Origin of the sequence: Rhodoferax potami (assembly GCF_032193805.1) — a bacterium.
Classification (GTDB): domain Bacteria; phylum Pseudomonadota; class Gammaproteobacteria; order Burkholderiales; family Burkholderiaceae_C; genus Allorhodoferax; species Allorhodoferax potami_A.
On the sequence record NZ_JAVBIK010000001.1, the window covers coordinates 2738509 to 2752179 of the forward strand.

General features: G+C 56.1%; 14 protein-coding genes. 2 read left to right on the forward strand and 12 right to left on the reverse strand.

The window, feature by feature from the left end; genetic code table 11:
• Positions 1–27: 27 nt before the first annotated feature.
• The 4 genes from rfbC to rfbB are packed head-to-tail and all read right to left on the reverse strand — an operon-like array spanning position 28 to position 3446.
• Positions 28–564 carry a dTDP-4-dehydrorhamnose 3,5-epimerase gene (gene rfbC, locus RAE19_RS13210; protein WP_313875326.1) on the reverse strand — a complete coding sequence of 179 codons (537 nt, stop codon included), beginning with the start codon at positions 562–564 and terminating at the stop codon, positions 28–30.
• Positions 564–1475, reverse strand: coding sequence for a glucose-1-phosphate thymidylyltransferase RfbA (rfbA, locus tag RAE19_RS13215; RefSeq protein WP_313875327.1), 912 nt, complete (start codon positions 1473–1475; stop codon positions 564–566). The genes rfbC and rfbA overlap by 1 nt, the downstream gene beginning before the upstream one ends.
• Before the next feature lie 4 nt (positions 1476–1479).
• The gene (gene rfbD, locus RAE19_RS13220) at positions 1480–2385 is read right to left on the reverse strand and encodes a dTDP-4-dehydrorhamnose reductase (RefSeq protein ID WP_313875328.1); all 906 of its coding nucleotides are present in this window, start codon (positions 2383–2385) and stop codon (positions 1480–1482) included.
• Positions 2382–3446, reverse strand: coding sequence for a dTDP-glucose 4,6-dehydratase (gene rfbB, locus RAE19_RS13225; RefSeq protein ID WP_313875329.1), 1065 nt, complete (start codon positions 3444–3446; stop codon positions 2382–2384). The genes rfbD and rfbB overlap by 4 nt, the downstream gene beginning before the upstream one ends.
• Before the next feature lie 172 nt (positions 3447–3618).
• Here rfbB and RAE19_RS13230 point away from each other — a divergent pair, with 172 nt between their 5' ends.
• Positions 3619–4014, forward strand: coding sequence for a type II secretion system protein (locus tag RAE19_RS13230; RefSeq protein ID WP_313875330.1), 396 nt, complete (start codon positions 3619–3621; stop codon positions 4012–4014).
• 23 nt (positions 4015–4037) lie between these two features.
• Entirely contained in the window at positions 4038–4700 is a 663-nt protein-coding gene (locus RAE19_RS13235) for a PEP-CTERM sorting domain-containing protein (RefSeq protein ID WP_313875331.1), read from the forward strand.
• Positions 4701–4765: 65 nt separating this feature from the next.
• On the opposite strand, the gene RAE19_RS13240 is transcribed toward RAE19_RS13235, so the two are convergent.
• From RAE19_RS13240 to RAE19_RS13275, 8 genes are all read right to left on the reverse strand, one after another.
• Positions 4766–5236 carry an FxDxF family PEP-CTERM protein gene (locus tag RAE19_RS13240; RefSeq protein WP_313875332.1) on the reverse strand — a complete coding sequence of 157 codons (471 nt, stop codon included), beginning with the start codon at positions 5234–5236 and terminating at the stop codon, positions 4766–4768.
• A 105-nt stretch (positions 5237–5341) separates the two neighbouring features.
• Entirely contained in the window at positions 5342–6784 is a 1443-nt protein-coding gene (locus RAE19_RS13245) for a phosphomannomutase (RefSeq protein ID WP_313875333.1), read from the reverse strand.
• Positions 6785–6788: 4 nt separating this feature from the next.
• Entirely contained in the window at positions 6789–8111 is a 1323-nt protein-coding gene (locus tag RAE19_RS13250) for a UDP-glucose dehydrogenase family protein (RefSeq protein ID WP_313875334.1), read from the reverse strand.
• Positions 8112–8175: 64 nt separating this feature from the next.
• Complete coding sequence (locus tag RAE19_RS13255; protein WP_313875335.1) at positions 8176–8544, reverse strand: hypothetical protein; 369 nt, start codon at positions 8542–8544, stop codon at positions 8176–8178.
• Positions 8545–8549: 5 nt separating this feature from the next.
• Complete coding sequence (locus RAE19_RS13260) at positions 8550–10586, reverse strand: acyltransferase family protein (protein ID WP_313875336.1); 2037 nt, start codon at positions 10584–10586, stop codon at positions 8550–8552.
• A complete protein-coding gene (locus RAE19_RS13265) occupies positions 10583–11359 on the reverse strand; it encodes a WecB/TagA/CpsF family glycosyltransferase (protein WP_313875337.1) in 777 nt (258 codons plus the stop codon). The genes RAE19_RS13260 and RAE19_RS13265 overlap by 4 nt, the downstream gene beginning before the upstream one ends.
• The gene (locus RAE19_RS13270; protein WP_313875338.1) at positions 11356–12558 is read right to left on the reverse strand and encodes a glycosyltransferase family 4 protein; all 1203 of its coding nucleotides are present in this window, start codon (positions 12556–12558) and stop codon (positions 11356–11358) included. Before RAE19_RS13270 ends, RAE19_RS13265 begins: the two co-directional genes overlap by 4 nt.
• A complete protein-coding gene (locus tag RAE19_RS13275; protein WP_313875339.1) occupies positions 12516–13670 on the reverse strand; it encodes a glycosyltransferase family 4 protein in 1155 nt (384 codons plus the stop codon). The genes RAE19_RS13270 and RAE19_RS13275 overlap by 43 nt, the downstream gene beginning before the upstream one ends.
• Between the last annotated feature and the right edge of the window lies 1 nt (position 13671).

Genomic DNA, 13671 nt, shown 5'->3' on the forward strand with positions numbered 1-13671 from the left:
ATTTTCGTCTCCCAACCGTGGCGCTTTTCACACCGAGGTGAAAGAATCCCCGGCCATGTCCTTGGCTGACAACTTGGGCGCTATCGACATGGCCGGCCATTCGATTGCCAAAGTGGGGTCATTCCAGGCAATACATTTTTCAAAAGCAGGCGTGTAGTAGCCTGTAGTTTTGTATAAAAACTCGGCTGTTTCCGACAACACCACAAAACCATGCGCCAGCCCGGGTGGCACCCATAGTTGCCGCTTGTTGGCGGCCGAGAGTATCTCGCCTACCCATTTTCCGTAGGTCGGGGATTCAGGCCGAATATCTACGGCCACATCAAAAACTTCGCCCTGAGCCACTCGCACCAGTTTGCCTTGGGGATTTTGGGTTTGGTAGTGCAGCCCGCGCAGCACACCGTAGCCGGACTTGGAGTGGTTATCTTGCACAAAGGGCAATGTCACTCCGGTGACCTCACGAAACACGCGCTCGTTAAAGCTCTCAAAGAAAAAGCCGCGCTCATCCCCAAAAACTTTGGGCTCCAGCAGCAACACATCTGCAATAGCAGTGCGGGTGACTTGCATCAAAAAACCTTTTCTTTCAGCAAACGCAGCAGGTACTGCCCGTAGCCGGACTTTGCCAGCGGATGCGCCAACAGTTGTAGTTGTGCATCGTCAATCCACCCGCTGCGCCACGCAATCTCTTCGGGGCAGGCCACCTTCAGGCCTTGGCGGTTTTCAATGGTGTGGATGAACTGGCTCGCCTCCAGCATCGATTCATGGGTTCCTGTGTCCAGCCACGCGTAGCCGCGGCCCATGGTCTGCACATCCAATGCGCCGCGCTCCAGGTACATGCGGTTCAGGTCGGTAATCTCCAACTCGCCCCGGGCAGAGGGCTTTACCTGCTTGGCCATCTCAACCACGTTGGCGTCATAAAAATACAGGCCTGTCACTGCGTAGCGCGATTTCGGGGCCTTGGGTTTTTCTTCCAGGCTGATCGCCTTACCTGCCGGGTCAAATTCCACCACGCCGTAGCGCTCCGGGTCATTGACCGCATGGGCAAACACGGTAGCACCGCTCGTTTGCGCGGTGGCGTTCTGCAGCAACCCCACGAAATCGTGCCCGTAAAAGATGTTGTCGCCCAGCACCATCGCGCAGGGGGCACTGTCCAGAAACTTTTCACCAATCAAAAACGCCTGTGCCAGCCCGTCCGGCGAGGGCTGCACCGCGTATTCAATGCGAACACCCCATTGGCTGCCGTCGCCCAGCAACTGCTCAAACCGGGGGGTGTCTTGCGGCGTGCTGATCACCAGCACCTCCTTGATGCCTGCCAGCAGCAGCACACTCAAGGGGTAGTAAATCATGGGCTTGTCGTAGATCGGCAGGAGCTGCTTGCTGACAGCCTGGGTTGCGGGGTACAGGCGAATACCGGTCCCCCCCGCCAAAATAATGCCCTTGCGGCGCTTCGCCGTGATGCCGTGCGACAAATCGCTCATGGTGTTACTTCCCTGAAATTTCAATCAACATGCGCCTTACACCCGCTTGCCAGTGGGGCAGGGTCAAGCCAAACGCGGCTTGTAGTTTGCGGGTGTCCAAGCGCGAGTTCAGCGGGCGCTTGGCCGGCGTGGGGTAACTGCTTGTCGGGGTGGGTGCCACCTTGTCTGCCGTGGCTTTGAGTGGCAGTCCCAAAGCTGCCGCCTCAGCCAGCACAAACTGCGCATAGCCGTGCCATGTAGTTTCACCTGCGGCAATGCAGTGATACAGACCCGCCAATTCAGGGCGGGTTTGCAGGGTGCGTATGGCATGCGCCGTCACATCGGCCAACAAATCTGCAGAGGTGGGGGCGCCGAATTGGTCGCTAATCACCGTCAGCGACTCTCGCTCACCCGCCAGGCGCAGCATGGTCTTGGCAAAGTTGCCACCCCGGGTTGCATACACCCAGCTGGTGCGCAAAATCAAATGCTTGGGGTTTAAGGCAACCGCCTGTTCGCCTTCAAGCTTGGTCTGGCCGTACACACTCAAAGGGCCCGTGGCATCGGCCTCGGTCCAAGGCATGTCACCCCTGCCATCAAACACATAGTCTGTGCTGTAGTGAATCAGCCATGCTCCTGTTTTGATAGCTGCTCGCGCAAGAGCAGCGGGCGCTAGGGCATTAATGGCTCTTGCAAGTTCTGGCTCGCTCTCGGCTTTGTCGACAGCTGTGTGTGCAGCCGCGTTGACGATCACGTCTGGCCGAACTGCCTCTACCGTGCGTTCCAAACCCGCCAAATCCGTAAAGTCGCCGCACAAGCCTTGTGGGTTCTGGCTGGCGTCAAAGTCCAGCGCCACCACCTCACCCAGCACGCTCAAAGACCGCTGTAACTCCCAGCCCACTTGGCCGCCACGACCCAACAGCAAAATCTTCATGCTGCCGCCTTATCGCGGGGTGCTGCGATTCGGTAGCCTCCGCTCAACAACTTATCCACCCAATGCGGGTTGTCCAGGTACCACTGCACCGTTTTACGGATGCCGGTCTCAAACGTTTCTGCCGGCCTCCAGCCCAATTGCTGCTCAATTTTGCGAGCGTCAATCGCATAGCGGCGGTCATGGCCGGGCCGGTCGGTGACAAAGGTGATTTGCTCTTCGTAAGGCTTGCCGTCCGCGCGGGGCTTAAGCTCATCCAGCAGCGCGCAGACGGTATGCACGATGTCGAGGTTCGGCTTTTCGTTCCAGCCACCCACGTTATAGGTTTCACCCAGCACGCCGGCCTCAAGCACGCGGCGAATGGCGCTGCAGTGGTCTTTGACATACAGCCAATCGCGGATTTGCTGACCGTCTCCATAGACTGGCAAAGGCTTACCGGCTTGTGCATTAACGATCAATAGCGGAATCAGCTTTTCCGGAAATTGGTAAGGCCCGTAGTTATTGCTGCAGTTGGTGGTCAGCACCGGCAGGCCATAGGTATGGTGATACGCACGGACCAAGTGGTCGCTAGCGGCTTTGCTCGCGCTATAGGGGCTATTGGGCTCGTAGCGGTGGGTTTCTGCAAAAGCCGGGTCTGTTTTGGCTAAAGAGCCGTACACCTCGTCCGTGGAAACGTGTAAAAACCGGAATGCCGCTTTGGCGTCTGCTCCCAGAGCACCCCAGTAGGTGCGCACACTTTCCAGCAAGTGAAAGGTACCCACAATATTGGTCTGAATGAACTCCCCGGGCCCGTGGATAGAGCGGTCCACATGGCTCTCGGCGGCAAAGTTCAGCACAGCCCGGGGTTGGTGTTCTTGTAGCAAGCGGGTGATCAGTTCCTCATCGCCAATGTCGCCGCGCACAAAAATGTGCTCGGGGTTGTCAGCCACAGTAGCCAGGTTTTGTAGGTTGCCGGCGTAGGTCAGCTTGTCCAGGTTGACCACTGTTTCGTGGGACTCGGCCAGCCAATCCAGCACAAAGTTGCTGCCGATAAAGCCGGCGCCGCCGGTAACCAGAATCGTCATGGTGGCTCTCTCGCATAGGGGTTGCAGCCCCGATTATCTTTCCAGGCGCCCCCGCGCTTGCCAAACGACTGCCGTTAGTCCATTCGGCTCATCCATCCGGACTATTCCCTTCCTCGCTGCGCCTGCGTACTATCTAGTAACAACTGGTTACAGACTTGCATTTCAGCCCACCATGCGCGCTTTATCGAACCCTCGTCACCCTCAAACCGGTTTCACCCTGATTGAGCTCGTCATGGTGATCGTCATCCTCGGTATCTTGTCTGCCGTGGCCATCCCCAAGTTTGTTGATTTGCGTAGCGACGCCCAAACCGCCGCCACCCAAGGCGTGGCAGGTGCTATCTCCGCCGGGGCTGCCATCAATGTGGCCACCCGCAAGGCTAACGCCAGCAAAGGCGTTGCAGTTACCGATTGCGCAGACGGCGCCTTGCTCCTGCAAGGGGGCCTGCCCGCCAACTACAGCTTGGGCGGCGGGCTGCCCTTGCCAGTGCCCGAGGGGGAAACCGTCGTTTGCACCCTGAACGGCCCCAACGGCACTACAGCCAACGCCACCTTGATCGGCATTCTGTGACACACATTTTTCGGGAGACCTCTATGCCGCTACCCAGCGACTTCCGGGCCATTGCTTCCACCCTCGCCGCTGCCGCGGCGCTGCTCTTTTCCGCCGGAGCGCATGCGCAAGCCCTCACACTGACGTTTGATGCGCTCTCTGCTCCCTCGGGTACCCTGGCTGCCGGCGTGCAGTTGCAGCACACCAGTAACACCCACTTTGTGGTCAGCGGCGCAGGCTACCTGGTGGAGCCCGCGCCCGCCGGTAAATTTTTGGCCTACTACGGACTGAGCAACCAGAGCGAAACACTCAGCCTCGCCCCAGGTACAAGCGGCACATTTGCGCTGCTCAGCCTCGACCTTGCAGGCATGCTCGGTGACGGTGGCGGCACATTAACCGACCAGCTCAGCATCCAGATTACCGGCACCAAGCTCTACGGTGGCATGGTCAGCACCAGCCAGCCTCTTGCGCTGACGCCCGGCCGCTTCACCCACTACGACAGCAGCTATTTCGCAGGCTTTACCGGGCTGACGTCGGTGCAATTCAGTGGCATTGGCTTCAACTACGCCCGCTATGTAGGGGTCGACAACATCGCCCTCAACATTAGCCCCGTACCCGAGCCCGAAACCTATGTTCTGTTGTTGGTCGGCCTCGGGCTGGTGCTGGCAGCCCCGCGGGCCCAAGCGCGGGGCCCGCAGCGCCCCTGAAAATAAAAAAGGCTGCAGTTGCAGCCCTTTTTGTATACAGCCCCCGCATGTGGGGCCGGTGCCGATCAGGCAGTTACTTTATTGCGGCGGCGGGCAATCATGCCCATCACTCCCAAGCCGGCCAACAACATGGCGTAAGACTCAGGCTCGGGTACTGGCGTCACGTCGTATTGGGCAATCACCAGGTTGAACCCGCCACCCAACACTTGGCCGGAGGCCCACAGCGAATAAGTACCGCTGCCCAGGTTGTTGAAACTGAATGTGCTGCCAGTTGCAGTGCTTTGTAGCGCGCCACCTTTGTACAGCGACGTAGTCAAGTTGGCGATAGGGCTCGCGGTGTAGCTGGTGCCCGATGCGCCCACTGCGCTCACCAGATAGTCAATCGTGCCGGTCAAGTTCGACAAGCCCAAAACATCCACGGTGCTCAGCGCTTGGTTAAAGCTGCCGGTTACCACTGCGGGTGCCGATGTGGAAGCCTGTGCTCCCAACGAAGCAACGGCCATCGCCACTGCAGCCAAAGCTGTTTTCATAGTCATAACCTCTCCTGTGAGTCAAAAGCCGCAACATTGCAGCCTGTATAAAGGTTAGGGTCGGCCGCGAGAGTTGTACATAGTCCTTTTGGCTGACCCGTGGCGTGCAGACTACGCCTGCGCAGCCACCTTCAGCACCCGCAGCAGGCAGTCATCGCACAATTGCTTAGCCTGATCGACAGTGGTGCTCTCTGCGTAGCAGCGCAGCTCGGGGGCATTGCCGCTGGGGCGCAGGTGGACAATGTCGCCTGACACAAACAGCACCCGCAAACCATCGGTCTCGTCGATCGAAACCACTTCGCCTGCTTGGGGGGCCATCAGCTCGCGCATTGCAGCGTGGTCCATGCGCAAGCGGACGATCAGCGCCAGGCTGCTGGCAGTGGCAAAGTTTTGAATCCGGTCGCTGGCGGTAAACCGCTTGGGCAGGCGGTAACCCACCTCTGACATTTTCAGCTTGCCCGCTTTGGCGCCGCACAGCAGGGCCAGCATCGGCAGCACCGCATCGCGGGTGGGCAAAGGCCCCAGGCGGCGGCCATCGCGTAGCACCTGGCTACCCAGCAAAAAGCCGCCATTGGCCTCAAAACCCACCACCAGCTCTGCACCCGCCTTAGCGGCGTTTTGCATGCCCTCAATCACATAGGGCGAGCCAATGCGGGTGCGCACCACCTGCGCAAAACTTTGGGTGCTCTCCAGTGCGCTATTGCTGCTCACGGGGGTGACCACTGCAGTCGCCTGGAGCTGCTGCGCCGTCAAAATGCCCACCACATCGCCGCGCAGCCACTCGCCGCGCTCGTCGCCAATCAGGGGGCGGTCGGCATCGCCGTCGGTAGACACAATCGCATCAAAGTCATGCAACTCCGCCCACTCGCGGGCCTGCTCAATGTCCTCATGGCGCACCGCCTCGGTGTCGATGGGCACAAACACATCGGTGCGGCCCAGCGAAATCACCTCTGCGCCCAGCGCCTCCAAAATAGTGCGCAGCACATCACGCGCCACACTGCTGTGCTCATAGACGGCAATCGTCTCGCCCGCCAGCGCCTCAGTGCCAAAGAAATCCACATACCGGCGCACATAGGCCCGCTCCACCTGCGGGTCGGGGGCGGGCAGGGCAGGGAGCTTCAAGTCCCGGGGTACGCCCACCAAAAAGTCCAGCATGGCGCGCTCATCGGCTTTGGTGATCTCGCCTTCTTCGCGGTAAAACTTGATGCCATTGCGGTCAAACGGAATATGGCTGCCCGTGACCACAATCGCCGGTGCACCCAGCTGCGCCGCATACAGCGCCAGCGCCGGTGTGGGCAGGGCGCCGCCATACACCACCTGCATCCCCAGACTTTGAATCGCTGCCGCGCAGGCCGCAGCAATCGCCGGGCTACTGGGGCGCAAATCGTGGCCCAGCACAATGGTGGTGGCCTTGGGCACTACCGCATTCAAAAACGCCGTGGTGTAGGCGTGGCACAAGCCCGGGGTCATGTCCACCACCTTGCCGCGCGCACCGCTGGTGCCAAATGCCACGCCGGATTGGATGGCCAAATCTTGCAGGGTCAACACGGTCATGGCATTAGCGTCCGATAGCTTGGTACTCAATGCCCATGCTGCGCACCAGCTTGGGGTCGTACAGATTGCGGCCATCAAAAATCACAGGCTGCTTGAGCTTGGATTTGATGTTTTCAAAGTCCGGGCTGCGGAACTCGCGCCACTCGGTCACGATGATCAGCGCATCCGCCCCCTCCAGCGCAGCCGTCTGGTTATCGGCATAGCTCAGGCGCGGCTCATCCGGGAAGCAGTGCTGCGCCTCTTTCATCGCCACCGGGTCATAGGCCGTAACCGTAGCCCCCGCATCCAGCAAATCTTGAATCACATCGCGGCTGGTGGCCTTGCGCATGTCGTCGGTGTTGGCCTTGAAGGCCAAGCCCCATAGCGCAAAGTGCTTGCCGGTCAAATCGGTGCCAAAGCGCTTGAGCACCTTGCCGCCCAGTACGCGCTTTTGGGCGTCGTTGGCGGCTTCTACCGCTGTCAGCACCTGCAGGTGAATGCCGGCATCGTCTTGCGCGGTTTTCACCAGGGCCTGCACGTCTTTAGGAAAGCACGAGCCGCCATAACCCGCGCCGGCATACAAAAAGTCGTAGCCAATGCGCGGGTCCGAGCCAATGCCCTTGCGCACGTTTTCAATATCGGCGCCCAGCTTTTCGGCCAGGTTGGCCAGCTCGTTCATAAAGCTGATGCGGGTCGCCAGCATGGCGTTCGCGGCGTATTTGGTCAGCTCTGCACTACGGATATCCATCACGATCAGGCGGTCGTGGTTGCGCTGGATTGGCGCATACAGCGCGCGCATATTGAGCGCGGCCTGCTCGTCCTCGCAGCCCACCACAATGCGGTCGGGGCGCATAAAGTCGTCAATGGCGGCGCCTTCTTTCAAAAACTCGGGGTTGCTCACCACGCTGAAAGGCGTGTTCACCCCGCGCTTGGCCAGCTCGTCGGCAATGGCCGCCTTCACCCGGTCTGCAGTGCCCACGGGCACCGTGCTCTTGTCTACCACTACCTTGTAGTCGGTCATGTACTTGCCGATATTGCGGGCGGCCGCAATCACATATTTCATGTCGGCCGAGCCATCTTCATCCGGCGGGGTGCCCACCGCAATGAACTGCACCGTGCCAAAGTGCGCAGCTTTTTCCACATCGGTGGTGAAGTGCAAGCGGCCCGCCGCCACATTGCGCTTGACCATCTCTTGCAGGCCCGGCTCGTAGATGGGGATGCCGCCGTCTTCCAAGATCTTGATCTTGGCCGGGTCCACATCAAGGCACAGCACATCGTTGCCCACATCGGCAAAACAAGCGCCTGACACCAGGCCCACGTATCCGGTACCAATTACTGTAATTTTCATCTCTCACTCCCTCTCTAAATTAAATAAAAAAGGCCTGTAGCGCACATATCGCCTGCGCTACCAGCTATATTTTTGATAGCAAAATGGCATCCACATAGTCTTTAGTGAAGCGGTGCACATCGTCAGAGGCTTGTGCCTCGGCCAGGGGCCACCAGCGCAGCGCACTGTGCTGGGCATCTGCCACCGTCAGCTCGGCACCGGCAGGCAATGCAATCAGGTTGCCCATCACCACATAGTGGGTAGACACCCCCACATCCCCCGCAAAACAGTCAGTGTAAAAGTGCTCAAAGGCACCCATATGACGGGGCGGCACCAGCAAATCAGCCAGCTGCAAGCCCAGCAGTATCTCGGTGCCCCCGCGCACCACCACGAGGTCCATGGCTACCAGGGGCGCAGCGTCTACCACGCCTAAAAAAACGTCTTTACTCAGCATTCTGTTCACTCAGTAGACCTACTAGAGCTGCTACTCGTTGGACTCAAGACATCTCCGAAAACTCGGCGAAACATAGGTGTCAATAATTTGTTTCCAAATTCACTCAAATGGTCATCATCAAAATAGAGTGCACGTCCATTTCTCAAGCCGTGACACTTTCCGTCCCAACACAAATAAGGGGTCGGATCTAGCAACTCAATTTCACATTGCTCATGAGCTTGTTTCTGTGCATTTAATACAGTGGTATTTCGACTTTGATAGTTGGAGATAGAAATCGAGATGTCTTTATCTATGCCCCAAATCATAGATCTTGCACTTTTAGGTACATCCTGTCCCATCTCTGGTACAGGTTGAAGCATATAAGTTTTTCTTGACTCTGCTAGTCGGCAAGCTGATTGCACTAAGTTTTTCGAAAAATCTACCGAAAATTCAGCGCTTGTCTCTAAATTTTGGCTGTTGAAAGAGACAAGAGGCAGATCCCGAGTTGTTTTATCCTTTAAAGCTTCATTGAAGCCTAAAAGGTACGCGCTACTTCTATTCGCAATAATCAGCGGAATTTCCTCTGGTAGCGCTTTGATTTTTATATCTAATTTTTCTAAAAACTCCGAGCATTTAAAGTCGCTGCCCGCGATGTGCGCGCGCGTAGGTTGAACGCCGAACATAGTCGGGCATCCGCTATATGTAATTTCTAATATTCCATCCAGAGGAGAGCTGAGCGCATTAGCAATAGAACTAACGATAGCATTGCCATGGCTGTCACCAATTAAGATTGCTCTGATGTTATTTCCACCATGTACGCAAGAAATTAGGTCTGAGCCTGATGTCTGCATGCATTCTTTACGGCGGGGATTAAAATTACTGGCTTCGGCGGCTATTGCTTCTATGTGCGAAGGAAAGCGATTTTTGATACCATTTTTAGTGTAAATAAAACTCGCAAATAATATTGCGGAAAGCGCAATTGCGAAAACTAAGATAATGCAATATGGATTGCTTAACTTCGCCAAATATTTTTGTGATGGGTTTTCTATCAATGTAAAAGAAAGATGGCCCAATATAAATGTGGCAAATAGACCGATAATCACTGCAATTGGCGCCGTTTCTTGACCTGAGTAAACTAGTCCTACTGTAATTGGCCAATGCCAAAGATAGAGCGAGTATGACCTTGTCCCCAGCCATTGAGCTATCGTGTTACCAGTCAAAAGGGAGTTATTTCGTCTAACAAATAGAATTAACGATGTGCCTAGAACTGGGATTGTTGCTTGCCACCCAGGCCATACGGTGGATGGATCAAAGATGACAAGAGATAGCGTGATAAGTGAAAATCCTAGTATCTCCACGGAAGTTTTATAAATTTCTTTTGTGGGAATCCACGCAGCTAAGAGATACACCAATCCTCCGGCGAACATCTCCCAGGCACGCGTGTGAAGTAGGAAAAAAGAAGCTGTTGGATTTGTTTTGGACAGAAGTATTGATGTTGCAAGCGATACGGCGAATCCAACTGAGATGGCAAATGTAATTCCTAGTCTGTTGGGTACTAACTTCCAGAGACTAAGTAATAATATTGGGAGAATGAGGTAGAACTGCCATTCGACTGAGAGAGACCATGTGTGTAGAAGCCACTTCTCGTGCGATGATGGATCAAAGTATCCAGCTTGGCGCCAAAAATTGAAGTTAGAGAGAAAGGTAAGGCTTGCTACTGATTGAGTTGCCAGTATTTTGTAGTCGTTTTGCAGGAGGAGGAACCATCCTGCAATTATCAATATCAAACATAAAATAATTAAGGCTGGAAAAATACGTCTCGTTCTAGCTGCATAAAAAGCAATCAGTGAGAACTTATTTTTTGTATCATCAGTATTTTCTTCTAGTCCCCGAATGACAATTCCTGTCATCAGGTAGCCAGAGATAACAAAAAAAGTATCAACACCGATAAATCCGCCAGAGAATCCGGGTATGCCGAAATGATAGAGAATGACGAGTAATACAGCCCAAGCTCTCAATCCATTGATGTCTAACCTAAATTGGGATTCTATTTTGGATTTCATATATCTTTAGACGCCGATTTCTTATGTATTTTTAACTGCCGGATTGCACCTGCAATAAACAAAGTGTTTGTCACCAAGTACCGTCGCCACAAGCGGCGGGGCTCAGACACCAGGCGGTGCAGCCACTCCAAGCCCGCGTTTTGCATCCACAGCGGTGCCCGTTGAATGGTCCCCGCGTGGTAATCAAACGCAGCGCCCACCCCAATCATCACCGCCTGAATGCGCCCACGGTGCGCAGCCATCCATAGCTCTTGCTTGGGGCAACCCAAGCTCACCCACACCGTGCCGGCGCCCGATGTGTTGATGCGCTCCACCACCGCCGCATCTTCCTCGGCGGTGAGTGCGCGAAAAGGTGGCGAATACGCTCCCGCCACCTGTAGTGCCGGGTATGCCGCTGCCAGCTTGGCTTGCAAAATGGTGAGCGTTTCTTCGGTGCCGCCGTACAGGTAAATCAACTCGTTGCGCCCGGCCGCTTCTGCGCAATACCTCCACATCAGGTCCGGCCCGTTAATGCGCTGCTGGTTTGCGAACCCCAGCTTGCGCATCATCCAGGCGACCGGAGCCCCATCGGGTGTTGCCATATCGGCTTGCGCAACCACGGCCCCAAACGCTGGGTCTTGCCCGGCAGTAACCACCGAGTGCGCGTTGCAAATACAGACATAGCGGCTTTCGCGTGCGGCGGCCCAAGTGGCTATGCGCGTGAGCGCTTCAGGCCAGGTGACTGCATCGATAGGTGCCCGCAACACCTGAACCGTTTGTTTGAGGAATGTCATGCGCTTATCCGGTCTTTCACTTCCGCAATGGCGGATTCATAAATAGTCATAAGCTGCTGGTAATTGCGCTCTGCGGTGAACTCCGCTTCGTACTGTTTGCGTGCATTGCGCCCCATGGCCGCCATGGCTTGCGGGTTGGCCAGTGCCCAACGCATCTTGTGTGCCAAGTCTTCAGCATTGCCTGGCTCAAACAATAGTCCCGTTTCGCCATCTTTCACTAACTCTGCCAACGCACCAATGCGGCTGGCGATCACCGGCAGTCCGCACCCTAGTGCCTCTACCAACGTGCGGGGAAAGTTCTCGTACCAAATGCTTGGCAACACCAACGCAATGGCCGCACCCATCTCTTGGCGCACTTGCTCCATCTGCAAGGCGCCCATCGCGTTGAGGCCGGGTACTTTGTCAAGCAGTGATGCGTCGGGCCCTGTGCCCGCAACCCGCAGTGCGCTGCCCTTTACCTGCCGCTGGGCATTCACCAGCACATCGACCCCTTTTTCGGACGAGAGGCGCCCCACAAACAAAAAGCCTTGCCGCTCAGCAGGGGCTGGCGGCTGGAAGTCCACAAAATTGGGTTTGATGGCGATTCGCTCTGCAGGCAGGCCGCCTTCAATGAACTTGCCGCGGCAAAACTCGTTGAGCGCGATGTAGCGGGTCACCTTGTTTTGCCACGTGCCCATGGCGCGATGCACCGTCACCATCCCTGCCAGCACCGTGCTCTGCAGCACGGAGCCGCGGTAACAACCGCGCGCGGCGCCGCGCCATGGCAGCTTGCCCAAGCAGTCTTCGCACACTTTGCCGTTGCGCAAGAGCATGGCCTGCGGGCACATCAGCCTGAAATTGTGCAGCGTTTGCAGCACCGGCACTTGCAAGCGTGCAGCCACCCAGTAGATCGCTGGCGATATGAGCGGAAACGTGTTGTGCACGTGCACTACGTCGGGCTGAAACGCACGCAGTGTGCCTTCAAACTCCGCGGCTACATTGCCCGACCACACCGTATTGACTGCAGCTGAGAGTTTGGACATTGAAGCGATTGCATCGTTGTGCCTTGTGAACATCTCTACCGTGTGCCCCCTGCTGCGCAGCAACGCAACCTCGGCCTCCATTACCGTGTCTTCACCGCCTTTGTGTTGATAAGCGTTATGAACTACCAGCACCCTCATAGCGCGGCCTTTGCACGGTAGCTTGGGCTTTGCAAACATTGCTCCACACCATCTGCAAAATTACGAGCCATATTTTCCACCGTGTAGGTGGTTGCACTGCTTTTGCACGCAGCTTTCATTGCTGCTAACGTGGTGGAGCTAGTCATCAGAGCTACACACTCACGCACATAGTCATCCAGCGTGTTGTTTGTCATCAGCCCATTGGCGCTTGACTGCAAATAAACAATCTCTGGACTATGCAAGCCACAGTCCGTCGTCACCATCGGCACTTCGCATACAAATGAATCCAAGATACCCAGGCCCACCAAGCCGGGGTTCAACATGACAGTGGCGCTTGCTAGGGCTAGCACTTTGTCTTTTCCCTTCAGCATGCCGGCAAAGTGCGCCCACGCATGCTCTTTGCAGAACGCTTCGACCATAGATTTTTGTGGGCCCGCCCCGACCATGAGCAATTCAAAACCCGGTACTTGTGCGCGAATAGCCTTGACTGCATCCAAAAGAAAGTTGATGCGCTTTTCTTCATATAAAGAGCCTAGAAAAATGCCTACAGGCCCATCTCCAAGCCCGTGGGCCGCACGCCAGCCCGCAAGCTCAGCCGGCCTGATGGCTTCGAACTGGCTACGCATCTCAGCAGTATCGATAGTGTTGTTCAACACGGTAATCCGGTTTTCTGGAAAGCCTGACTTTGCGATCAACGGCCTGCTGTGTTCGGTGTAGCCAAACCACCAGTCGGCCCGGTGTGCCACACGGCGCTTAAACTTTTCGCGCCAAGACGCTGCATTGCCCTGCAAGTTCGCACCATGCCCCCACAGGGCCACTTTGTACGGCACTGGTGTGAATTGGTGCCACAGGTTGCAAATCAGCTTGTTTTCTAGTGTCACAACGAGCATGGCAGCGTCCTTGCACATATCGCCCAAGGGTTGATAACAAATACGACCACCTAAGAAGTAGTGCGTCGGCAACTTCTTTGCCCACGCTATCTGCCCCCCATCGTTCTTTCGTTCCTCTTTCTCGGTACCCAAACCATAGGCAAGAACCAACTCCAGCCCCCGCTCTGCCAGCTGTTTGCGCAGACTCTCAAAAAAAGCGACGCGGTAATGCGTCATGCGTCGTTGAATTACGACTACTTTCGTAGAAACGAATCGTTGCATC